Below are 22528 nucleotides of genomic sequence, written 5' to 3' on the forward strand. Positions count from 1 at the left end.
TAATTAATCTTTTAAATAAAAACAGTATGAAAGAATTGGTAGAAAATATCAATGAGACATTTGAAGCTTTTAAAACTGATGCTGAAGCGCAGTTAGAATCTGGGAACAAAGCAGCAGGAACACGTGCAAGAAAATCTTCTCTAGCTTTAGAAAAGCTTTTGAAAGAATTCCGTAAAGAATCTATCGCAGCTTCTAAAAAATAAAACAAAAGCCTCTCGATTCGAGAGGCTTTTTTCTTTTCTTCCTTTGCTAAGATTATAAGTTTCTACGAACTTCTTAAAGATAATCTATTGCAAACTTTTAATAATCTTAAGTTCCTTTTTTACCTGAAAACCAATAAAAGTCCCCAAAGCAATAAAAGTAAGTATAGAGGAAATTAAAATATAGGTATAAAATCCGCCAGAAAGCTGCTCCTTAAAAATGGGAAGCAGTAAAACAAACCCAAAAATATAAGTAGCGAACAATAAGGGTGTCCATAAATAATGGATAATTTTCCTAGCCTTGTAATAATGCACCAGTTGTTCGTTTAAGGCCAGCATACTTTGATGAAGCTTAAAGCTTTCCTTTTTTAAACCGCTTGCATACTCGATTATAATTCTAATACATAAACAACCAATCATCAATCCTAATCCCCAAAATGCTCGAGTATTTCTATACGCTGAAACATAGATAAAAAACGCAATTAAGATAAGCACGGTGATTCCTAAAACTACTTTTGTAATAGTTTGTTTGCGTTTTAAACCCTGCGATTTTTCTATGATCTTATCGATATTGTGATTCGCAGCAGGCGTTTTATACTGCTGCCATTGATTTTTTATATTCTGAAAATCATTCATTTTTTACACATTTTGAAAGTTGGTCTTTAATTCTATGAATCCTGGTTCGTACTGCAGAATGTTTGATTCCAATAACTTCGGCAATCTCTTTTTGTGGTAATCCTTCCAGTTCTAATAAGATGATCGATTTATTTTCTGCGGAAAGTTTATCGATACAGCGATACATACTGGCAAATTGATTTTCGATTTCCGTATCTTCTGAAGTTTGATCGCTCGCGATTTCGATCTTTAGAGTTTTGTTCTTTTTCTTACGTAGTTCCTGTAAACAAGTATTTACCGTAATTCGATAGATCCAGGTCGAAATATTGGATTCTCCCCTAAAATCTTCCAAATACTGCCAAACTTTAATAAAAACCTCTTGCGCCATATCCTGAGCCAAAGCCTCATTTCCGCTAAGATATCCAAGGCATAGCCGAATCACTTTTGGATAATTTTCATCATAAATTTTATGAAATTTCAGCTTTTTACTCATTGGTGTCTAAGGCGATTTTAATTTGATCGTTTAACCATTCTGGCTGGTCGTACATTATAAAATGCTTAGAGTTTTCAGTAAAATTAAGCGTATAATCATTAAGATTTTGGTACTGATCCTTGTAATTTTTTTCAGCAGCCTCTTTTCCGTAGGGAAGATTCGCTGCAAGAATATAAACAGGAATATCAATATTCGATAATTTTTCGCGCAAATCTAATTTCAAGAGATCGGTATAGCCATAAACATAAGTTTTACGATCGGCTTTTAACATATCTGCAGCGATCTTTTTCTGGCCCAAAGGATCTAGACTCATATTTGTAGCCATTTGTTTGGCCATCGCTTCAAAAGCTTTGTCACCCATTTCTAACAATTGCTTGTTGTAAGGCGAATCATATTGTATAGCATCGCTATCATAATCTGGAAACATCAAAGCACCCATAGCAGGTAAGGCGTCTATCAAGATTAGTTTATTAATATTTTTATCTTCTGAAGCGAGCCACAAACCCAAAGTGCCACCCATACTATGACCTATTATTATAGAATTTTGAAGCTCATTTTTTGAGATATAGTCTTCAACGTCTAATTTAATGGTTTTAAGCCAGGGCTTTTCAATTGGGGCAACATCTCCAAAACCGCCAAATGTGAACGCATGTACCTGGTAGTCTTGAGAAAGTTTAGAGATAACTTCAGTATAAACATTTGCTGTATTACTAAAGCCGGGAAATAGTAAAATTGGTTGGCCTTCACCGTAAACTTCTACTTTAAAGCTGTTTTGTGCTGTAAGTTGAACGCCGGCTAAAAGTGCAAAAAGGCAACATATTATTTTAAAATTTTTCATTAGAATTGTATTTAAAGTTTAGCCTTTAGATACATTTTTAGCCTAATGTTACATTCGATTTTGCTAAAATTGAAAAAAAATAAAATTTGTGGCAGACCAACAACTACGCGATTTGCGAAGAAATAAAGTGTGAAAAACACAATTATTAATACGCTATTTTAAAGGTTAAATTTTGTTAAATTATTAATAAAACAATATATTTGAATGTAAGTTGTTAATATTTACTTATTTAACCCTAAGTAGTATTTATTTCTAGTTTAATATATTCCAGATGTTTTTTAAAAAATCAAATAAGGTTGTGGTTAAGGATGACCAGCATGCTTGGGAGTGTCTTAAGGCTGGTGAAACTGAAGCTTTGGGCTATTTTTATGATAAGTATGTAGACAGTCTTATAGCTTATGGTTTTTATTTAAACTTAGATAAAGCAAAAACCAAAGATTGTATTCACGATATATTTTTGGATATTTTTAAGTATCGCGAATCGATTTCGGGCGTTAGCAACACCAAATCTTACCTTATAAGTTGCTTTAGACGAAAGGTTTTTAAAGACAAAAAGCATTTGCGAATAATCCATATTGGAGAAAACAATCCAGATATTATTCATACGCAAATAGAAGCCGAGCAGCCGGTGGAGAATAAAATTATTCATTTGGAATCTGAATCTCAGCAATTCTCTCATTTTAATTCAGCTTTAAGTGCGTTAACAGATTACCAGACACGAGTTCTGGAAATGAAATTTAAGGAAAACAAAAGCTACACTGAAATTGCCGAAGAATTAAACATCTCGGTAGAATCGGTTAGAACGCAGCTTTACCGTATTCTTAAAAAACTAAGAAAAACAGCCATCGTTTTAATTGCCTGCTTAGAATTTATCTTGTAATTCTATTTTAGGCTAACTTCTCTTTATATCATATTTCAAAAATTCATTGGCACCGCCAAAGGCTGTGAAACCCTAGGTATTTTACTTCTGAAATTATCAAATCTCAGCACGCATTAAATTGATTTTGGATCTTTGCTGAAGTCGATATTTTATAAAAATTCCCTCGATTTTCTTCAAATTTCGACTACTTTTCAAGTCTAGCTTTTTTGTGATTTCCTTTTTATTAGATGCTGAAAATAAAAATTTGATAAAAAAAAGTAATTTTTTTGTCTATGCTTTTAATATGTTGTGCTCTATATAATATAGTGCCTCCAATTCTAAATTAATTAAATGAAAAAGAATTCAAATTTTTTCTTTTCAGAAGAAGAAAAACAAGCTTTAAAGCAAGATATAATAGATTCGGCCGAATCTGTTAAATCTAAAGAGCGAAATGCCAGGGTAAAAAGATTCTTGGGTTACGCAGCTGTTGCTTGTGTTATAGGAATAATAGCTACGGTTTTTTATTCCAGAATTCCAGATGCAAATGCTTCTGATATAGAAAGATTTGTAGAGCAATCTAAAGAGGAAATAAATTTTAAGTCAGACCAGGTAACTATACTTTTAGAAGAAAATCAGATCAATTTAAGTGAAGATTCTACCGAGGTTGCTTACTCTTCAAAAGGAGATCAATTAACGCTTGGAAACGGAAAGTCTATTCAGCAAAAAGTAAACTCTAAGAATAAGGCGGTATTCAATACCATCATCGTTCCGTATGGAAAACGAGGAAAATTAACCTTATCTGATGGAACTAAAGTTTGGTTGAACTCTGGTTCACGCCTTGTCTATCCTTTAGTTTTTAGTAAAGATAAAAGAGAAGTATATCTGCAGGGGGAAGCGATTTTTGACGTTGCACATAATAAAGAGAAAGCGTTTAAAGTACTTTCAGATAATCAGGAAATATCGGTTCTGGGAACTGTATTCAATGTTTCGGTTTATCCTGGTGATGATGCTCAGCAAACCGTACTTAAAGAAGGTAGTGTGCTGGTAACTTATAAGGAAGAAAAGAAGCAACTTAAAATGGCACCGGGAGATTTTTTTGAATATAATACGGCAAGTAAAAAAATAGCCACCAGAAAAGTTGATCCAGATGTATATTTTTCTTGGAGAGATGGCGAATTAACGCTTAATAGAACAGATTTAGGCAGTATAGTGAAAAAGCTTTCCAGATATTACAATGTCGAGATAGCCATTAAAAATGAAGACTTACAAAATGAAACATTTTCTGGGAAACTGGATTTAAAAGAAACCTTAGAAGATGTTTTACTTACCATCAGGAATACCAGCGAATTTCAATACGAATATAAAAACAATGACACACTAGTGATTAATCGATAAAACTAAATCTATGATGTAAAACTTTACCAACAAAAAAAGAGGCCACCGGTGCGCCAACACCAAATGGCCAAAAAAACTGCCTTACGGCAATAGTATTAATCTAAATGCAAAAATATGAAATTTTTAACTGGAGGTAGGTTAGAGAAATCTAAACTTTCCATTCTAAGCATTAGCATGTTTATTATGAAATTAATTTTTACGCTAATTTTTGTAGGTCTAACTACACTGAATGCTAAAAACACTTATTCTCAAAATAAGATAGATATTGAAATATATCAGGGAACTTTACAGCAGGTTTTCCAACAAATAGAAAAGAATACCGAATTTATTTTCTTCTATAAAGATGGAACTTTGCCAGAGAATGATAAATTTACTATTAACAAAAAAGGAATTGAACTCAATCTTTTTCTAGACGACCTTTTAAAAGACTACTCGATAGGATATAAGGTAGACGATCGCCAGGTAACGGTTTATAAAAAACCAATTGAAAATCGAGTAAAATCGGTTCCACAGTTTACGGTTACAGGAACTATTACCGATGAGACTGGCTTGCCATTATCTGGAGCTACTGTGGTAGAAAAAGGTACTACAAACGGTACACAGGCAGATTTTGATGGTAATTTTTCAATCGATGTAGCTGGAGAAGATGCAACATTGGTAGTATCTTTTGTGGGATATTCTACCCAGGAAGTTTTAGTTGGCGGTCAAAGCGAAATCGATATAGTTCTAAATGAAGATACCGCTGCCTTAGATGAAGTTGTAATTGTTGGTTATGGTGTTCAAAAGAAAGAAACACTTACAGGAGCAGTTGCTGGAGTGGGAGGAGAAGAATTAGCCCAGGCACCAGTAACCAACATTAGCCAGGGTGTGGCTGGACGAATTCCAGGTGTTGTTGCTATTAGTAATGGTGGAGAACCAGGTTATGATGGAGCTACTTTGCGTATTAGGGGTCTAAGTACTTTTGGTAACGCAGCACCTTTAGTAGTTGTAGATGGTGTGCCAGGTAGATCCTTAGAGCGTATCGATCCTAGTACTATTAAAAATGTATCGGTATTAAAAGATGCCTCTGCAGCAATTTATGGTGCCCAGGCAGCCAACGGGGTTATTCTTGTAACTACTAAAAGAGGGAAAGTAGGAGCGCCTAATATTAAATTTTCTTATAACCACGGAATTTCAAGACCAACAGTAATTCCAGAAATGGCAAATGCTGCTGAATATGCTACTTTATTAAATGAAGTAGATGACTACAATGGTATTGATAGAAGATTTACACAGGAAGAGATCGAATTATATAGAAATGGTTCTGATCCTTGGAGATATCCAGATACAGATTGGTATGAGGAAACTTTAAAACCATGGTCTGCACAAACTTACGGAAACGTATCTATTAATGGGGGTACAGAAAAAATGAACTATTTTGTAAGTCTTTCTCACAGGTATCAGGACGGATTTTACGAAAACAGTGCAACCAATTACAATCAGTACGATCTAAGAACCAATCTAGATTTTAATATTAATGAATATCTGGATGTTTATATAAATACAACTGGACGTTTTGAAGATAGAAATTACCCTACTCGTTCTGCTGAGAATATTTTTAGAATGTTGATGCGTTCACGACCTAATTCTCATGCATACTGGCCAAACGGAATGCCAGGTCCAGATATCGAATATGGGGATAACCCAGTAGTGATCTCTACAGATGCTACAGGTTATAGCCGTGACAAGAGATATGTATTTAATTCAGATTTTGGAGTAAATCTCAAAATTCCTGGTATAGAAGGATTAACTTTTAAAGGTAATGCTTCTATCGATAAGAATTTTAGATTCGATAAGGACTGGGTAACTCCGTGGTATCTGTATACATGGGATCAGGAAAGTTTGGATGAGAATGGTAATCCTTTACTAACAAGAGGTAAAAAAGGTTACGACGACCCTCGATTAACTGAGACTATGGACGATTCTCAAAGAATCTTACTACGTGGTATTTTCGATTATACTAAAACTTTTGGAGAAGATCACGATATCAATTTGCTTGCCGGGGTAGAAAGAATTACTAATAAAGGAGATTCGTTTTGGGCATATCGTAGATACTTTTTATCTGATGCTATAGACCAGTTATTTGCCGGTGGACGTGAAGAAATGAACAATTCAGGTTCTGGTTTCGAGGAAGCTCGTTTAAATTATTTTGGACGTGTAAATTATGCATTTAGTGAAAAGTATTTAGCTGAATTTGTTTGGAGATATCAGGGGTCTTACATTTTTGAAGAGTCTGGTAGATTCGGGTTTTTCCCTGGTGTATCTTTAGGATATGTGATTTCAAAAGAAAACTTCTGGGAAGATGCTGTACCTTTTATCAGTTTTGCTAAGCTTAGAGCATCCTGGGGACAAACGGGTAACGATGCTATAAGTCCTTTCCAATATTTAGCGAATTATAATTTAAATAATCTTCTTTATATCAATAACGGCGGTAATACGCAAAGCCAGGCACTTTACGAAGGGGTAATTCCTAATAGAAATGTAACCTGGGAAACAGCAACTCAAAAGAATATTGGTTTAGATCTAGATTTTCTACGAGGAGATCTTTCTTTAACAGTAGATTACTTCCATTATTTAAGAGAAGATATACTTTGGGCAAGAAATGCATCTGTACCTAATACTACAGGACTATCGCTTCCAGGTGAAAACATTGGTAGATCTCAAAACCAGGGATTTGATTTCAATATAGATTATCGCACTAATATTTCAGACTTACGTTTAAATATTGGATTAAACGGTGTTTACTCTAAGAATGAGATCTTGTTCTGGGATGAGCAACAGGGAAGACCAGAATATCAGCAATCTACAGGAAGACCAATTGGCGCTGGATTATATTATAATGCTATTGGAATTTTCCAAACTCAGGAGGAGATCGATAATTATCCATCCTGGGAAGGAGCAAGACCTGGAGATATCATTTTCGAAGATTATAATGATGACGGAGTTATCGACGGAAACGACAGAGTTAGATATGATGCAAGTCGAGTTCCTACATTTACAGGAGGTTTAAATATCTCAATGAATTATAAAAACTTCGACCTGGCTGTACTGTTACAGGGAGCTTCAGGAGGATATTTTTATGAAACAACAGAATCTGGTGATTTTGGTAACTATTTGCAAAGCTTCTACGAAGATCGCTGGACAGCTGAAAATCCAAGTACAGAAGATCCAAGAACTTACAATAGAAATGGTGAATATTGGGTAAATCAGCAAAATACCTACTGGTTAAGAAAATCAGATTATGTTCGTCTTAAGAACATCGAACTAGGATATACCTTACCAGAGTCTGTTACTAGCTCGATCTTAGTGAAAAACTTTAGAGTTTATTTAAGTGCCTTTAACTTATTAACGTATAGCCCACATATCGACGATTACGATCCAGAGAGCACCAGTGGTTCGGGTTATAACTATCCGTTAAATAAAGTAGTGAATGTAGGTGCAAGCATAAATTTTTAAATAGAATATTATGAAAAGAATAAAACTATTAATACTCTCATCTGTTTTATTATTAATGTCCTGTAGTGAAGACTTTTTAGAAGTTAAGCCACTTGGGCAATATTCAGATGCAGCAGTTTGGACAGATGCCGCTTTAGTGAATGCTTATGTAAATGATATTTATCTTGGCCAGCAATACGGTTTTCAATTAGAAATGTTAGCTTCTCTTAGTGATATCTCTATGACTAAAAGAGCAGAGGTGAATCCTATCTTAAATAGTGAGATTAGCCCTAGTTATGTAAGTATTTTAGATCCAGGGCACTGGCTTACCAGTTTTAGAAATATTACATGGAACAATCTTTATGATAATATTCGTTCCTGTAATGTGTTTTTTGAGAGAATAGCTGAGTCTGATCTTCAAGGAGAAGAAGTAGAGCGTTTAACAGGTGAAGTACATTACCTAAGAGCGAACTTTTATTACTGGCTTATGAGTTTTTATGGAGGCGTGCCAATCGTTGATAGGGCTTACGGGCCAGATGATGATTTTATGATCGCCAGAAGTAGCTTTGAAGAAACCATAAATTTCATAGTAGCAGATCTAGATGCTGCAGCTGCGGCTTTACCACTTTCAGGAGATAAGGCTCGTGCAACCAGAGGAGCAGCATTAGCTTTAAAATCGAGAGTTTTACTTTATGCAGCGAGTGATCTTTTTAACTCTAATGCATCGTGGACAGATGGCTATGCTAATCCAGAATTAGTTGGTTATACCGGCGGTTCTCAAACGCAACGTTGGCAGGCAGCTCAGGATGCGGCTAAAGCAGTTATCGATCTTGGTATTTATAACTTATATGGTGGTACAAGTCCTGCTTCACCACAGGAAGCAAGAGAAAATTACACCAACCTATTCTTAAATAATGGAAACGAAGAAGACATTCTTATTAGTTTCTATGATGATATTAACGATGGAGACTGGCAGGCACCAAGTCCTGGTAGATTTTATGGTCCTAATGGATATCACAACTGGGGTAACCATACACCAACACAACAGCTCGTGGATTCTTATGAAATGATTGATGGAACAGAATTCAATTGGAATGGCCCAGAGGCTGAAAATCCTTACGAAAATCGTGATCCTCGATTTTATGCTAGTATTTTATACGACGGAGCAAATTGGAGACAGCGGCCAGACGATGTTATCGCAGCAGACCCAGAAGGTATTGTTCAAACCGGTTTTTGGGAAAATGCTGATGGAACATTTACTCCTGGGTTAGATACAAGACAAAGTCCTATCGAAGATTGGAACGGAACCTATACAGGTTATTATTTAAGAAAGTTCATCGATCCTTCGATCGACCATCAATATGAAACTCAGCGTTTACCATGGCGCCAAATTCGTTATGCTGAAGTAATTTTAAATTATGTTGAAGCAAGTATAGAACTAGGTCAGGAAGCTGAAGCAAAAATATATTTAAACATGATTCGTAATCGTGCTGGTATGCCAGATGTTCCTGCAGATGAATCTGGAGCAGCTCTAATGGATCGCTATCGCAACGAAAGAAAAGTAGAACTAGCTTATGAACAACATCGTTATTTTGATATAAGACGTTGGATGATCGCACCGCAGGTTATCGAAGATGTAGAAGGAATAAGAATCGAACACCAATATGCTAGTGACGATGTAGATTATGAAATCATCGAAGTTCAAAATAGAAACTGGATGAATAAATCCTATTTACTTCCAATATTGTTGGACGAAATGAATAGAAACGATCTTTTAATCCAAAACCCCGGATATTAGTTTTAAGTAAGTTTGTGTGAATTGTAGGATAGTTCCATTTTTTCTGAATCACTATTTCTTTTAAACCCTTTAAAATTAGTAGATTGATTTCAGTTAAATGGAATTATTCTTTTTTTACAAGAATCGAGTTTAATAAACCTATAAATTTAACCAATGAATTTAAATAAAACTGCTGTTTTTCTGGCCTTAAGTATTTGTAGTTGTTTTCAACTATTCGCCCAGCAAACAGAAACGATATACCTCTCGGGTACCGATAAAGATCATCGAGTAGATTGGGATTTCAAGATTGATAAAGGCCGAAAAAGTGGTGAATGGTCTAAGATTGCCGTTCCTTCAAACTGGGAGCTCGAAGGTTTCGGGATTTACACTTACGGTCACGATTGGCGAAGATTACAACCAGAATCTGCCGCTATTGGCCAATATAAGCATCAATTTTCTGTACCAAAAGAATGGAAATCACAGACGATCGAGCTTGTTTTCGAAGGAGTGATGACAGATACCAAAGTTATGGTAAACGGTAAATTGGTTGGGCCTGTTCATCAGGGCGGTTTCTATCGATTTAAATATGATATTACCAGCTTTTTAAAGTTTGGCGAAGAAAATTTGCTCGAAGTTGAGGTTAAAAATGCTTCAGATAACGATACTGTAAATAGAGCTGAAAAAGATGCCGATTTTTGGGCATTCGCCGGAATTTACAGACCTGTTTATTTAGAAGTAAAACCGAATGAATATATCGATCGTGTAGCGATCGATGCAAAAGCCGATGGTTCTTTTAAAATGGATGTTTTTACTGAAAATATTAAAAGAGGAAGAACTATTGAAGCTAAGATTAGTGATTTAGAAGGACAATCTTTAGGAAGTGTTTTTTCTACTGAAGCCGATAGAAGATCAGATAAAGCTACATTAAACTATCAGGCTGAAAATCCACAATTATGGTCTCCAGAATTTCCTAATCGCTACCAGGTTGAAGTAAGCCTTAAAGATGGTGATGAGGTTTTACATACAATCACTCAGAAATTCGGATTTAGAACGGTAGAGTTAAAAGCCAAAGACGGTTTTTATGTAAATGGTGAGAAAGTGAAATTTAAAGGTGTAAACCGCCATAGTTTCTGGCCTTCTTCAGGACGTTCAGCAAGTAGAGCGCTTAGTATTATGGATGTTGAGTTGATAAAGGATATGAATATGAATGCGGTTAGAATGTCTCATTATCCGCCAAGTCAGCATTTCTTAGAAGTGACAGATTCTCTGGGGCTTTTTGTAATCGATGAGCTTACCGGTTGGCAAAATGCATATGATACCGAGGTTGGTAAAAAACTGGTGAAAGAACTAATTATTCGCGATGTAAACCACCCTTCAATCGTGATTTGGGCCAACGGAAACGAAGGTGGTAATAATTATAATTTGCTAGAAGAATATCCAAAATATGATATTCAGGATAGAACTGTAATTCATCCGTGGAATACTTTAGGCGAAACCAATACACTGCACTATCCTTCTTACGATTATGTGTACAATGCACTTACCAATGGCGATAAAGTGTATTTTCCAACTGAATTTTTACACGGATTGTATGACGGCGGTCACGGTGCCGGTTTAGAAGATTTTTGGAATATTATGCAAGAAAGTCCGTTATCTGCCGGTGGATTCCTTTGGGTTTTTGCAGATGAAGGTGTGGTGCGAACAGACAAAGATGGCTTTATTGATGTAAAAGACAAAGAAACCTGGGCGCCAGACGGGATCGTTGGACCTTATCGCGAAAAAGAAGGAAGTTTTTATACCATTAAAGAAATTTGGTCTCCTGTGTATATCGATAAAATGGATATTACGCCTCAATTTGATGGAACGTTGAAATTGGAAAATCGTTACCATTTCACCAATTTATCGGAATGTGAATTTGAGTGGCAACTTATTAATTTTCCAAAACCAAATGCTTCAGAAACCGAAAGTGAAATCCAAAAGTCAGGAAAAGCAAAATCACCAGATATTGAGCCAGATCTTACGGGATATCTTCACCTAGATCTTCCAGAAAATTGGGAGCAAAGCGAGGCATTATATTTAACTGCCACAGATCCTCATGGTCGTAAGATCATGACCTGGTCCTGGCCGGTAAAATCTCCGGAGGAAAATGCAGAGACTATTGTTTCAGGAACTTCAGAAGCTTCTGCAAGCGCTTCAGAAAAAGATGGAGTCCTTATACTTTCAGCAAACGGAGTAGAAATTAGTTTTAATAAAAACGGATTAATCACTTCAGTAAAAAATGAAAAGACTCCGGTATCATTTAATAACGGGCCAAAATTAACCGATGAGAATAGCAAATTCAAATCCCTGAAACATTACCAAAAAGGCAATGATCAGGTAGTAGAAATGGAATACGAAGGCCCTATTCGAAAAATGGTGTACACCATGCAGGCCAATGGCTGGTTAAAATTAGATTACTCTTATTTCTTAAGGGGTCGAAAAGATTTTATGGGAATCAATTTTGATTATCCTGAAGAAAAAGTGAAAGGCGTAAAATGGTTAGGGAAAGGACCATACCGAGTTTGGAAAAACCGAATGAAAGGTCAGAATTTTGCCGTGCACCAAAAAGATTATAATAATACCGTAACGGGATCTGATTGGGGGTACCCAGAATTTAAAGGATATCACGACAGGATGTACTGGGCGGTTATCGATACTGAAGAATCGCCAATTACCATAGTTTCGGCAACAGATGATGTTTTTCTTCGATTGTTTACGCCAAAGGATTCGAATAACGAAAATACGAATCCTGCATTCCCTGAAGGAAATATCTCTTTTATGGATGCGATAAGCCCAATTGGAACAAAATTTAAAAAGCCTGCCGAGCTAGGGCCACAGAGTCAGCAAACCGAATTTCACCATAGAGATGATCACCAAAGATTATGGGGAGCTACACTATATTTTAATTTTGGAACTAAATAAGTCTCCAGAAAATAATGATAGAAAATTGAAAAAGGGAGGCCAAAGCCTCCCTTTTTTTATTGCTTAAAATATCGAATTTTAGCCTTATTGGCATCGCCAAAGGCTATAATACCCCGAGGCTTGTCCCAAGATACTTTACTTTTTCTTTTTAAGTATATAAAAATCTCGCATCAATCGGTTTTTATAACCAGATTTTTCAGGATGTACCTGGTTTAGATCGTATTGATCTATTTTTTGAATAGAATAGCCTGAAAATTCTTCTGTAGAGATCGTATCTGTTACGTTTAGAAGCAATCCAAACTCATTTTCTTCCGGTAAAAAAAGATTGTCGTTTTTAACCAATATCGGAATTGGTTTTCCATAGTCCCAAATAATTTCGGGGCCAAAACCATTATATTCATACACCTGAAATTGGTTATTTTCGGCCTGTTTTTTTAATTCAGCAAAAGACTTATAATTTGGGTTGTCGATCAAGGTATCGATCAGTGGAAATCCAAAAACGATCACCGTACAAATAAAACCTACCGTGAGATAAAATATTTTTGAAAACCTGTTTTTTCTGAAGTAATAAAATATCGTAACACCAATACCAAAAAGCGCAATAGAGGTAAGGGTATACCATAAATAATAAATTCCGTCTAGATCTAAAATGAAAAATGCAGCAAAAGGAAAAGCAATTCCTATGATGGCAATAAGACCAAAATTGAAATAAACCACCCATTTTTCCTTCATTTTTAAGCCTGAAAAATTACTGAACAGGTATTCGATATAAAACGACGTATTTAGCGCCATTGGGATAAGAACCGGCAAAAGATAACGTGATTTTTTTTCAGGAATAATCGATAACAGAATTACTGAAAGTATCGTCCAAAGAATCGCAAATTTGTAAGCTTTTTTGTTACTTACCCTGTTTTTTAAATATGGGTAAAGTAGCGCCACGAAAGACGGAATCGTCCAGATACCACTTTGTGTAAAAAAGCTCCAATAGTAATAAAACGGGCGAATGTTATAACTTCCCCAGTTGGCTGCTTCGTCTTTGGTGATTTCTAAAAATGCTACAGGATCGGCTAATCTTACGTAAACAAACCACCATAACCCAACTCCTAAACCAAGCACTATAAAAACGACTAAAGCTCCCCATTTTTTTCTAAAATCCTGAAATTTATAAACAATAGCATAAGCGATTACAAAAGGTAAAAGCAATGCGTAAAGCGAAACAGGGCCTTTACTAAGTATCGAAAAACCAAAGAATATTCCGGCCAATATAACGTTACGCCATAACTTTCTTTCGTCTCTAAAAAACTGAAAAAGAAAATAGATAGCCACCATCATAAAGGCATGAGTAAAAATATCCCATTGGCCGTTTCTACCAGAAAAAATGATGTAAAATGAACTTACGGCAATAAGTGAAGCCATAAAAGCCTGTTTTCGGGTAATATTAATTAATGCTGAAAACTTATACAGCGAAACGGCGAGTAATGTTGCTGCGCAGGCAGCAGGCAATCGTAAAGCCCATAGATTTTCTATTCCAAATATTTTTGCTGAAATTGCCGTAAGCCAGGTTGGCAATGGCGGTTTTTCATATCGTGGGATGTCGTTTAACGTGGTTAGAAGCCAATGATCTAGATTCAGCATTTCTCTGGCCGAACCAAAGTTTCTGGCTTCCATAATATTTACATAAATAGCATCCAGGTTAAAGAAAAATATAAGAATACAAATACCAACAAGGGCAAGCAGATATCTATGAAATTTAGGCTTCATTTAATTGTCGTTTAGACTTTTGACTTAAGATAATATTTCTTAAGTAAACTACACTTCCAAAAATATGTCCTGTAAATAAAACAGGATCTTTTCTAATAATGGCGTAAATTAAAATAAGACTGGCGCCAATCAGACTTAAAATCCAAAATCCTAATGGTAGTAAGCTTTCTTTTTTCTTTTCAGAATAGATCCATTGATAAAGAAACCTAAGATTAAAGATTATTTGCGCAACAGTGCCAAGTAAAACCAGCCAGATGGGGATGCTTTCGTTACCAAAGAAACGCTGCAAATCTAAGGTGCCGTTATTGTAATTGTAAAGCACTACGAATGCTGGGAAAATATAAATGAAAAGCTGAAAAATACGCTTCATTTTATCCCATTCTCCCTGTAATTGTAAATTCCGAATATAAATGTAATAGGTGATCGCCTGCCCCAACATGATCGAAAAATCATCTTGTAGATCCCCGTAAACAAAAAGTAAAAAAGAGGCGATTAGGCTAAACTTCCAAAACAGGCTGGGCGTCAAAACCTTTTTATTTTTTTCAGAAAGGATCCATTGTAAGAGCAGCCTGCCAGAAAAAAGGATCTGGGCAATAAAACCTACGGTATAGACGTACCATGGGCTCATCCTTTTTTAGCAACGTTATAATTGATATATTTTTTCTTCATCCACAGGTAAGCAAAACAATCGACTAATGGCCCTAAAAGTCTGTTCCATAAATGAAATTTTGCTTTACCGGCAATTCTTGGGTAGTGTCTTACAGGAACTTGTTTTACCGTTCCGTTTTGTAACATGATCATGGCCGGCAAAAATCGATGCAGGCCTTTAAACATTGGGATTCGTTTTGCATAATCTGCTTTGATGATCTTTAAAGGACATCCGGTATCGTTCATTCCATCATGCGTAAAACTTTTACGAATACCATTTGCGATAAGCGAGGACATATTCTTTACAAAAGAATCTTTACGATCTGCGCGCCAACCCGTTACCAAATCATATTCTTCTATATCCTTCATTAAAAGATTAAAATCTTCAGGATCTGTTTGTAGATCTGAATCGATATAACCTATAAGCGGAGTATCGGCATAATCGAATCCGGCTTTTATCGCAGCACTTAGTCCGCAATTTTTTTCAAAAGAAATAAAAAAGAAAGCTTCATTACGCTCGCAAATTTTTTCGATCATCGATAAACTATTATCCGAAGAACCATCGTTAACCAGTAAGATACAGGTAGGTTTAGCAGCAATAGTAAGATAACTAGATAATTGTTGCTCTAAACGTTCCAGGTTTTCTTCCTCGTTGTAGATGGGAACAACGATCGTAAACTGATATTCCATAGTTTATAAATTGATTGCAAATGTATCTTTTAAAAGAAAAAATAAGAAGGTAATAACAAGAAATATCGTTTTTTAATGATAATCATTGTACTTTGCCGCCGCAAATTTTCAGATTTTTGATAATTTAAGACTTTATATTATGAAAGTTTTGGTTACCGGTGCTGCCGGTTTTATAGGTTCTCATGCTGCTGAAGCATTAAATAAAGAAGGTTACGAAGTCGTTGGAGTTGATAATTTTTCAGACTACTACGATGTTAAGCTGAAAGAATTAAATGTTGAAAGTCTTTGTAAAAATAACATCGAGGTTATAAAAGTAGATCTTCGCAATACTGAAGATTTCCAGAAGCTAACCAGCGATTTTGATTTTATAATTCATTTTGCAGCGCAACCTGGAATCTCAGCAACCAGCACTTTCGACCAATACCTGCAGAACAATTTTATTGCTACACAGAATTTAATAGAATTTGCTCACCAAAATAAAAAGCTTAAGCATTTCTTTAATATTTCAACCTCTTCGGTTTACGGTTTAGAAGCAACCTTTCCTGAAGAAGCTGCGGCACAACCTGCTTCATTTTATGGTGTGACCAAGCTAGCTGCAGAACAATTGGTTTTAGCCGAATCCAGAGCCAAGCGATTGAACAGTAGTTCACTTCGATTATATTCGGTTTACGGCCCTAGAGAACGTCCTGAAAAATTATATACCAAATTAATTGCCTGCGCATTTAATAACGAAAAATTTCCATTGTTTAGTGGAAGCGAGAAACATTTAAGGAGCTTTACCTATGTTGGTGATATTTTAGAAGGCATACTTACAGCTGTGAAAAAGCACCACGAGCTAAACGGAGAAATTATCAATCTTGGTACCGAGGCCGAATATACCACGCAGGAGGGAATCGATTATGTAGAGGAGCTTTTGGGTAAAAAGATCGAACTGGAAATTAAGCCTAGACGAAAAGGTGACCAATGGCATACGCGCGCCAATATTAATAAAGCTAAGAAAATTTTAGACTACCATCCAACCACAACTCTGAAGGATGGTTTGCAACGACAGATAAATTGGTATAAAGCCAATTTTCTATAATTTAGAATACTTTTCCAAGAGCTGCTTTGCAGCGATAAAAGGAGAGGTTTTTTTATCGAATATTGCCTGTAATTGCTCTTCTAAAGCTGTTTTTATCTCGGGATTCTGGTAAAAAGACTGTTTTAGCTGTTCGTTTATACTCTGTAACAGCCAAAACTTACTTTGTTGCTTTCTATTTTCTTCAAAATAGCCATTTTCTAAGGTCTTTTTTTCGAAAGATCGTATGAGATTCCAAATTTCAGGGATACCTTCATTATATAAAGCACTGCTAAGCAAAACTTCTGGAGTCCAACTGCTTTCTTTTGGAGGGTATAAATGCAAAGCACGTTTAAAATCTAATTTTGCAGTATTTGCGGCCTTAATATTATCACCATCTGCTTTGTTGATCACAATGGCATCTGCCATTTCCATAATTCCGCGTTTTATGCCCTGCAATTCGTCGCCTGCACCTGCTAATTTCAGTAACAAAAAGAAATCGCACATGCTGTGCACGGTAGTTTCACTTTGCCCAACACCAACAGTTTCAATTAAAATCACATCAAAACCTGCGGCTTCACATAGCATAATACTTTCTCTTGTTTTACGCGCAACACCGCCAAGAGAATCGCCAGATGGGCTAGGGCGTATAAATGCCATTTCTTCTTTCACCAGATTTTCCATTCGGGTTTTATCGCCCAGGATGCTCCCTTTAGAAATGCTACTGCTGGGATCTACTGCAAGAACCGCTACTTTTTTGCCCAATTTTAGCAAATGACTACCAAAACTTTCAATAAAAGTACTTTTTCCCACGCCTGGAACTCCGGTAATTCCAATCCTTATCGATTTTCCTGCGGAAGCAATGGCGCCTTCAATAATAGCTGAAGCCTGTTCCTGGTGAGTTGGATTATTACTTTCAACCAAAGTGATCGCTTGCCCTAAGGCTGTTTGACTCCCCTGAAGCAGCCGATCTAAAATTTTGGTATGATCCTGTTTTTTCTTCCGAAGTAATTTAATTTTTTCCGCAGCGCTACTGCTAACATTTGCTGAAGCAGGAATGCTATGACTCTGGGAGATGGCAGATTTTTTAGAAGGCTTCTTCAAGCTAATACTTATTTATGACAAATTTATGAATACATTTTTTGAATGCGAATTTTACGAATGGTATATTGATAAGGAATAATATAAAACATTCGAAAAAATGAAAACTTTGTATTCAGCTAAGGTAACCACAGAAGGTGGAAGAAAAGGCAGAACAACCAGTGACGATGGGATATTAGATCTTCAACTTTCAATGCCTAAAAGTCTTGGCGGTGAAGGTGGAGAACATACAAATCCAGAACAACTTTTTGCAGCAGGATATTCTGCATGCTTTGGTAGTGCTTTAGAAATGATCGCTAAAAATGCGAATGTAGACCTGGGGGATTACAGTGTAACGGTGAAAATAGATCTTGAGCAAAATGATGATAAAGAGATGGATCTTTCAGCAGTTATTGATGTTTATATTCCAGAAATAGAGGTTGAAAAGGGTGAGGATCTTATTAACGAAGCTCACGAGGTTTGTCCTTATTCTAGAGCGACAAGAGATAATATCGATGTGACTTTAAATCTTTTGATCGACGAAGATTAATATTCGATAAAAACCGACTTAATTATCTGAAGAGGCTTCTATAGTAGGAGTCTCTTTTATTTTTATAGGCACAGCAATGCTAGTGCGATCCCAGGCTAAAGCCATAAAAACAAAATCATTGGCTTGCTCAAAATAAATAGTGAATTGTTCTACCGTTTCCTGTAGATTATTGGATGGAACTTCAATAATTAGTGCATCGAATTCTGGGTCGCGGTATACTTTTCCGTCAAGATCGATTCCCCAGGGATACATTTTATTATTAAAGATAATTTCCCAGCTTTCTTTTTTAGGAACCGTCCACAACGTGTATTCTCCTTTAGCCAATAAACTACCATCTACCATAATATCCCTGTTCGTTTTAAAAATAGTAGCTTCGTTAGCGCCGGTACGCCAAACAGAATCGTAAGCTACCAGATTCCCAAAAATCTCTCTTCCCTTTTTATAAGGTCTGTTATAATAAACTTCTAAAGTAAGATCATTTTTAGTGTAGGATACAGAATCCTCTGGACTGTATGCTTTAGTATTATAGCGAACAACAAAAAATATTACGGCGATCACCAAAAGACTGATTCCTAAAATTTTAAGTAGTAACTTCAGGCTATTATTCATAAGCTTATATTTGATCTATATTCGGCAAAAAGCATGCAGATTTTAAAGTATTAAAATAAGGATATAATTAGAGTTCTACATTTTTATTCAGAAAAAATATACTTTTTGCAACATAGCGAATTTTGATTCGTCTTTAAAGTGAACAACAACCAATCAAAAAACCATTTTGTTACAACATCAGTTAATAGAAGATTGTAAGAACAACAGCCGCAAAGCGCAGCTTAAGCTTTACAATAAATACTGTGAAGGTATGTATTATGTGGCATTACGGTTTATGAACGATACCCAGGAAGCTGAGGACGCGATGCAGGAAGCTTTTATTAAGGCTTTTGCAAAACTGCATCAATTTACCGGAGAGGTCACCTTTGGCGCCTGGCTTAAAAGAATCGTTATAAACAAATGTCTGGACAAGCTTAAAGCTAAAAAGCTGGAACAGGTGGCGATGAACGAGCAGGTTCTTGGAATCGTCGACGAAGAGGAGAACTGGAATGTTAACGACAGCATTACTGTTGAAGACATTAAGCAAGCGATTAGCGAGCTTCCAGAAAAGTATCGCTATCCTTTAATGCTATTTTTAGTTGAAGGATACGATCATGAAGAGATTTCAGAAATTCTGAATATTAGCCAGGTGGCTTCCAGGACGCTGGTACATCGTGGAAAGAAAAAATTGCAAGAGAAAATCAGGAATCTTGAAGAACAATCGGGAAGAATGAACAGACAAACAAAATTGTAGGTAAGCTGTTTAGCTAACAGAAAACCACACATAAAAAATTGAGATATGGGACAGGATATTAGAAAAATGCTGCAGGAGGATAAAGAAAGCCGAAAGTTTAAAATGCCAGAAGGACATCAATCGAGATTTGCAGATCGATTGAATAAAGCCTTTCCAGAAAAGAAAAAGTCTGCAGGGCGTAAATGGTTTTTACAGATCGCAGCGATACTTGTGGTAGCGCTTGCAGCAGGAGGGTTTTTCTACTTTAATTCGGGTACTTCAGTAGATCCTTATGGAACTCAGGTTGTAGAAACTTCAGAAGAAAATCCTTTAGAAGAGAAAGAAAAGAAAACAGAGAATTCAGCAAAACAATTTCAGCTAAGTGATGTATCGCCACAATATAAAAAGATCGAAGATTATTATATGGCGAGCCTTAATATGGAGTTGGCAAAGTTAGATGTGAATAACGAGAATAAGGAGCTTATCGATTCTTTTATGAAACAACTGGCAGAGCTGGATAAAGAATACAAAAGATTAAATAACGAATTAAATGAGTTAGGGCCTAATGAACAAACCATCGAAGCCATGGTCGCTAACTTACAGCTTAGATTAGAGTTGTTGTTCAAACTAAAACAAAAGCTAAAAGAAATTAAAGAATCAAAAGACAACAGTTATGAAAATGCACAAGCTTAATTATATTTTATTATTCCTTTTGGGATGCGTTATTAATTTTTCGGTCTCAGCACAGGATATGATGCAACGAAACTATAATGTGAATAGTGATGTTATTGTAGATGTAGATGCTAAGAACACCAATATTATCATCGAAAGCTGGGATAAGAACAGCGTAGCGATCGAAGCTTTTATAAATGATGGTATTCCGCAAAACGAGGCCACTAAAATGATGGATAGTTGGAAGTTAACTACCAATGGGTCTAAAAATAAGGTTCAGATTTCATCAAAATCTGATATGAATGTAAATTGGGATGTGGATATTAATGAAGCTGAACTTAATGATGCTCTAGCTCAATTACCAGAAATTATGGGGCCTATAATGAATAATTTGGTGAATCCAATATTACAGAATATTTCTGAAAATCCTTTGCCTCCAGATCTTTTCGAAAATATGGGAGCTATAAATTTTGATTATGAAGCCTATCAGGAAGAAGGGGATGCATATTTAGAGCGCTACGAAAAGCAGGTGGATAAAAAGTTTGGAAAAGACTTTGAAAAGAAAATGGAAAAATGGGCTGCAAATTTTGAAAAGAACGTAGAAGGAGATAGCGAAGAATTCGAAAAAAGTATGGAAGAATGGGGGAATTCTTTTGGAGCCAGCATGGAGAAATGGGGAGAATCCTTCGGTAAAAAAATGGAAGCCTGGGGAAAGAATTTTGAAGAAAAAATGGCCGCTAAAGAAGCAGCAGGTCAAAATATGTCTAAAGTAATCGTGGTAAATCGTAATAAAGAAGGCACTAAAGCTCAAAAGACCATTAAAATAAAAGCGCCTAAAAATGCACAAATACGCCTTAATGTGCGATATGGTAAGGTAGAATTGGATAATGCAGATAATCTTATGGCAGAATTATCTCATGCAAACTTTAAAGCGAACAGAATCACCGGGAAAGATACCCACATTAAGGTTTCGTATACTCCCGTTAAGATCTCAAATTGGGATTACGGAGTGCTAAACGCTTCTTATTTGCCAAGCTGTGATATTAACGCTGCCAGAAGTATAAAATTGATTTCGAATAGTAGTGATGTAAACATCAATAGATTAAGTGAAGTTGGGATTCTATCTGGAACTTTTGGGAATTTAGCGATCAAAAATTTAGGCGGTAGTTTTAAGAATCTTGATATTACCTTAGAGAATAGTGATCTTAAATTGAAGTTACCACAGTCTGCTTTTAGGTTTAATTATAATGGAAATCAGAGTGACGTAGAGTATCCGGGGACTTTAAAAGTAGATAAGACTTCTTCTTACGATAACGAGATTCTAAAAGGATACTTTAAAAGTTCAAATTCTGATGCACAAATCAGTATTTCAGCAAGATTTAGCGATGTGTTGCTAAATTAGAACGCAAAGATTACTTTTGGCGAAAATGCAATCTATGAAAGCTAATTTCGCTGAATATATTTCCGGGTTAACTGCAGGTTTTACCCCGGTTGTTGGAGGAGATCTTAAACAGGAAGATTTTATTGCCATCGACCTGTCTGCAAATAACCCGGAACTTTTAAAATTAGAGCAACTTTCTTCTGAAGCTTTTTCGGTATTTATAGATCATAATCTTAAAGTGGCTGGTAAAAAGGTTGCTTTTGGTGGTTATAACGAAGTGAGAAAACTTTACCAGCGTAGCCAGCTTTTCAATAAAAATGTAGATGAATTTTTAAACCGAAATATCCATATTGGTTTGGATATTTGGACTGCGGAAGGAACCGATGTGCTTGCGGTTTTAGATGGCGAAATTCACAGCTTTCAGGATAATGCTAATTTTGGTGATTATGGTCCAACAATTATTCTAAAGCATACGATTGAAGATGAGGTGTTCTACTCACTTTACGGTCATTTAAGCAGAAAGTCATTAGAAAGTCTTCAAGTAGGGCAGAAGTTTAAAGCACAGGAAAAAATAGCCGAACTTGGCGCTGCGGAAGAAAATGGTGATTATGCACCACATTTACATTTTCAGATCATTAGAGATCTTCAGGAAAATAAAGGGGATTATCCCGGTGTAGCTTCTAAAAAAGACCTAGATTTCTATCTTGAAAATTGTCCCGATCCTAATTTGTTGCTGAAGATTTAGCTCGACGCTAA

At 35.9% G+C, this 22528-nt stretch carries 20 protein-coding genes; 12 read left to right on the forward strand and 8 right to left on the reverse strand.

Features of this window, described 5'->3' with window-relative positions; genetic code table 11:
- Window positions 1-26 precede the first annotated feature (26 nt).
- Window positions 27-203 (forward strand): histone H1, encoded by a 177-nt coding sequence (locus INR75_RS09090; protein ID WP_092544006.1) that lies wholly within the window; start codon window positions 27-29, stop codon window positions 201-203.
- A gap of 84 nt (window positions 204-287) precedes the next feature.
- On the opposite strand, the gene INR75_RS09095 is transcribed toward INR75_RS09090, so the two are convergent.
- From INR75_RS09095 to INR75_RS09105, 3 genes are read right to left on the reverse strand one after another with little or no spacing between them, the layout of a single operon-like run.
- Window positions 288-836 carry a hypothetical protein gene (locus INR75_RS09095; protein ID WP_223091647.1) on the reverse strand — a complete coding sequence of 183 codons (549 nt, stop codon included), beginning with the start codon at window positions 834-836 and terminating at the stop codon, window positions 288-290.
- Window positions 829-1308 (reverse strand): RNA polymerase sigma factor, encoded by a 480-nt coding sequence (locus INR75_RS09100; protein ID WP_223091648.1) that lies wholly within the window; start codon window positions 1306-1308, stop codon window positions 829-831. The genes INR75_RS09095 and INR75_RS09100 overlap by 8 nt, the downstream gene beginning before the upstream one ends.
- The gene (locus INR75_RS09105; RefSeq protein WP_223091649.1) at window positions 1301-2146 is read right to left on the reverse strand and encodes an alpha/beta fold hydrolase; all 846 of its coding nucleotides are present in this window, start codon (window positions 2144-2146) and stop codon (window positions 1301-1303) included. Before INR75_RS09105 ends, INR75_RS09100 begins: the two co-directional genes overlap by 8 nt.
- Before the next feature lie 271 nt (window positions 2147-2417).
- Between INR75_RS09105 and INR75_RS09110 the strand changes: the two genes are divergently transcribed.
- The 5 genes from INR75_RS09110 to INR75_RS09130 all read left to right on the forward strand — a co-directional run bounded on the left by INR75_RS09110 (window position 2418) and on the right by INR75_RS09130 (window position 12612).
- Window positions 2418-3026: an RNA polymerase sigma factor gene (locus INR75_RS09110; RefSeq protein ID WP_223091650.1), complete on the forward strand. Its 609-nt coding sequence runs from the start codon at window positions 2418-2420 to the stop codon at window positions 3024-3026.
- A gap of 330 nt (window positions 3027-3356) precedes the next feature.
- Window positions 3357-4400 carry a FecR family protein gene (locus tag INR75_RS09115; RefSeq protein ID WP_223091651.1) on the forward strand — a complete coding sequence of 348 codons (1044 nt, stop codon included), beginning with the start codon at window positions 3357-3359 and terminating at the stop codon, window positions 4398-4400.
- Window positions 4401-4514: 114 nt separating this feature from the next.
- Window positions 4515-7895 carry a TonB-dependent receptor gene (locus tag INR75_RS09120; protein WP_255584689.1) on the forward strand — a complete coding sequence of 1127 codons (3381 nt, stop codon included), beginning with the start codon at window positions 4515-4517 and terminating at the stop codon, window positions 7893-7895.
- A 10-nt stretch (window positions 7896-7905) separates the two neighbouring features.
- Window positions 7906-9672: a RagB/SusD family nutrient uptake outer membrane protein gene (locus INR75_RS09125; RefSeq protein ID WP_223091652.1), complete on the forward strand. Its 1767-nt coding sequence runs from the start codon at window positions 7906-7908 to the stop codon at window positions 9670-9672.
- A gap of 153 nt (window positions 9673-9825) precedes the next feature.
- Window positions 9826-12612, forward strand: coding sequence for a glycoside hydrolase family 2 TIM barrel-domain containing protein (locus tag INR75_RS09130; protein WP_255584690.1), 2787 nt, complete (start codon window positions 9826-9828; stop codon window positions 12610-12612).
- A gap of 135 nt (window positions 12613-12747) precedes the next feature.
- On the opposite strand, the gene INR75_RS09135 is transcribed toward INR75_RS09130, so the two are convergent.
- The 3 genes from INR75_RS09135 to INR75_RS09145 are packed head-to-tail and all read right to left on the reverse strand — an operon-like array spanning window position 12748 to window position 15711.
- Entirely contained in the window at window positions 12748-14373 is a 1626-nt protein-coding gene (locus INR75_RS09135) for a glycosyltransferase family 39 protein (protein ID WP_255584691.1), read from the reverse strand.
- Window positions 14363-15001, reverse strand: a complete 639-nt coding sequence (locus INR75_RS09140) for a lipid-A-disaccharide synthase N-terminal domain-containing protein (RefSeq protein WP_223091653.1) — start codon at window positions 14999-15001, stop codon at window positions 14363-14365. The genes INR75_RS09135 and INR75_RS09140 overlap by 11 nt, the downstream gene beginning before the upstream one ends.
- Window positions 14998-15711 (reverse strand): glycosyltransferase, encoded by a 714-nt coding sequence (locus tag INR75_RS09145; RefSeq protein WP_223091654.1) that lies wholly within the window; start codon window positions 15709-15711, stop codon window positions 14998-15000. Before INR75_RS09145 ends, INR75_RS09140 begins: the two co-directional genes overlap by 4 nt.
- A gap of 139 nt (window positions 15712-15850) precedes the next feature.
- Between INR75_RS09145 and INR75_RS09150 the strand changes: the two genes are divergently transcribed.
- Window positions 15851-16792, forward strand: coding sequence for an NAD(P)-dependent oxidoreductase (locus INR75_RS09150; protein WP_223091655.1), 942 nt, complete (start codon window positions 15851-15853; stop codon window positions 16790-16792).
- Here INR75_RS09150 and meaB read toward each other — a convergent pair.
- Window positions 16787-17872 (reverse strand): methylmalonyl Co-A mutase-associated GTPase MeaB, encoded by a 1086-nt coding sequence (gene meaB / locus INR75_RS09155; protein WP_223091656.1) that lies wholly within the window; start codon window positions 17870-17872, stop codon window positions 16787-16789. The two genes, INR75_RS09150 and meaB, sit on opposite strands and share 6 nt — an antisense overlap.
- Window positions 17873-17969: 97 nt before the next feature.
- Between meaB and INR75_RS09160 the strand changes: the two genes are divergently transcribed.
- Entirely contained in the window at window positions 17970-18398 is a 429-nt protein-coding gene (locus INR75_RS09160) for an organic hydroperoxide resistance protein (RefSeq protein ID WP_092544028.1), read from the forward strand.
- An 18-nt stretch (window positions 18399-18416) separates the two neighbouring features.
- On the opposite strand, the gene INR75_RS09165 is transcribed toward INR75_RS09160, so the two are convergent.
- Window positions 18417-19007, reverse strand: coding sequence for a DUF2911 domain-containing protein (locus INR75_RS09165; RefSeq protein WP_223091657.1), 591 nt, complete (start codon window positions 19005-19007; stop codon window positions 18417-18419).
- Between the two features lie 166 nt (window positions 19008-19173).
- Here INR75_RS09165 and INR75_RS09170 point away from each other — a divergent pair, with 166 nt between their 5' ends.
- From INR75_RS09170 to INR75_RS09185, 4 genes are read left to right on the forward strand one after another with little or no spacing between them, the layout of a single operon-like run.
- Window positions 19174-19740: an RNA polymerase sigma factor gene (locus INR75_RS09170; protein ID WP_223091658.1), complete on the forward strand. Its 567-nt coding sequence runs from the start codon at window positions 19174-19176 to the stop codon at window positions 19738-19740.
- A gap of 45 nt (window positions 19741-19785) precedes the next feature.
- Window positions 19786-20412 carry a hypothetical protein gene (locus INR75_RS09175; RefSeq protein ID WP_223091659.1) on the forward strand — a complete coding sequence of 209 codons (627 nt, stop codon included), beginning with the start codon at window positions 19786-19788 and terminating at the stop codon, window positions 20410-20412.
- A complete protein-coding gene (locus tag INR75_RS09180) occupies window positions 20393-21793 on the forward strand; it encodes a hypothetical protein (protein ID WP_223091660.1) in 1401 nt (466 codons plus the stop codon). The genes INR75_RS09175 and INR75_RS09180 overlap by 20 nt, the downstream gene beginning before the upstream one ends.
- A gap of 25 nt (window positions 21794-21818) precedes the next feature.
- Window positions 21819-22517 (forward strand): peptidoglycan DD-metalloendopeptidase family protein, encoded by a 699-nt coding sequence (locus INR75_RS09185; RefSeq protein ID WP_223091896.1) that lies wholly within the window; start codon window positions 21819-21821, stop codon window positions 22515-22517.
- Window positions 22518-22528: the final 11 nt, after the last annotated feature.

Origin of the sequence: Zunongwangia sp. SCSIO 43204, from assembly GCF_019904275.1 — a bacterium.
Lineage (GTDB): Bacteria > Bacteroidota > Bacteroidia > Flavobacteriales > Flavobacteriaceae > Zunongwangia > Zunongwangia mangrovi.

What these genes read in the sequence shown, in the direction of transcription:
- INR75_RS09110 (WP_223091650.1), top strand. Translation starts at nt 2,418, where the DNA reads ATGTTTTTTAAAAAATCAAATAAGGTTGTGGTTAAGGATGACCAGCAT.
- INR75_RS09175 (WP_223091659.1), top strand. Translation starts at nt 19,786, where the DNA reads ATGGGACAGGATATTAGAAAAATGCTGCAGGAGGATAAAGAAAGCCGA.
- INR75_RS09115 (WP_223091651.1), top strand. Translation starts at nt 3,357, where the DNA reads ATGAAAAAGAATTCAAATTTTTTCTTTTCAGAAGAAGAAAAACAAGCT.
- INR75_RS09130 (WP_255584690.1), top strand. Translation starts at nt 9,826, where the DNA reads ATGAATTTAAATAAAACTGCTGTTTTTCTGGCCTTAAGTATTTGTAGT.
- INR75_RS09160 (WP_092544028.1), top strand. Translation starts at nt 17,970, where the DNA reads ATGAAAACTTTGTATTCAGCTAAGGTAACCACAGAAGGTGGAAGAAAA.
- INR75_RS09165 (WP_223091657.1), bottom strand. Translation starts at nt 19,007, where the DNA reads ATGAATAATAGCCTGAAGTTACTACTTAAAATTTTAGGAATCAGTCTT.
- INR75_RS09090 (WP_092544006.1), top strand. Translation starts at nt 27, where the DNA reads ATGAAAGAATTGGTAGAAAATATCAATGAGACATTTGAAGCTTTTAAA.
- INR75_RS09150 (WP_223091655.1), top strand. Translation starts at nt 15,851, where the DNA reads ATGAAAGTTTTGGTTACCGGTGCTGCCGGTTTTATAGGTTCTCATGCT.
- INR75_RS09100 (WP_223091648.1), bottom strand. Translation starts at nt 1,308, where the DNA reads ATGAGTAAAAAGCTGAAATTTCATAAAATTTATGATGAAAATTATCCA.
- INR75_RS09125 (WP_223091652.1), top strand. Translation starts at nt 7,906, where the DNA reads ATGAAAAGAATAAAACTATTAATACTCTCATCTGTTTTATTATTAATG.
- INR75_RS09120 (WP_255584689.1), top strand. Translation starts at nt 4,515, where the DNA reads ATGAAATTTTTAACTGGAGGTAGGTTAGAGAAATCTAAACTTTCCATT.
- INR75_RS09185 (WP_223091896.1), top strand. Translation starts at nt 21,819, where the DNA reads ATGCAATCTATGAAAGCTAATTTCGCTGAATATATTTCCGGGTTAACT.
- INR75_RS09135 (WP_255584691.1), bottom strand. Translation starts at nt 14,373, where the DNA reads ATGAAGCCTAAATTTCATAGATATCTGCTTGCCCTTGTTGGTATTTGT.
- INR75_RS09095 (WP_223091647.1), bottom strand. Translation starts at nt 836, where the DNA reads ATGAATGATTTTCAGAATATAAAAAATCAATGGCAGCAGTATAAAACG.
- INR75_RS09105 (WP_223091649.1), bottom strand. Translation starts at nt 2,146, where the DNA reads ATGAAAAATTTTAAAATAATATGTTGCCTTTTTGCACTTTTAGCCGGC.
- INR75_RS09180 (WP_223091660.1), top strand. Translation starts at nt 20,393, where the DNA reads ATGAAAATGCACAAGCTTAATTATATTTTATTATTCCTTTTGGGATGC.
- INR75_RS09140 (WP_223091653.1), bottom strand. Translation starts at nt 15,001, where the DNA reads ATGAGCCCATGGTACGTCTATACCGTAGGTTTTATTGCCCAGATCCTT.
- INR75_RS09145 (WP_223091654.1), bottom strand. Translation starts at nt 15,711, where the DNA reads ATGGAATATCAGTTTACGATCGTTGTTCCCATCTACAACGAGGAAGAA.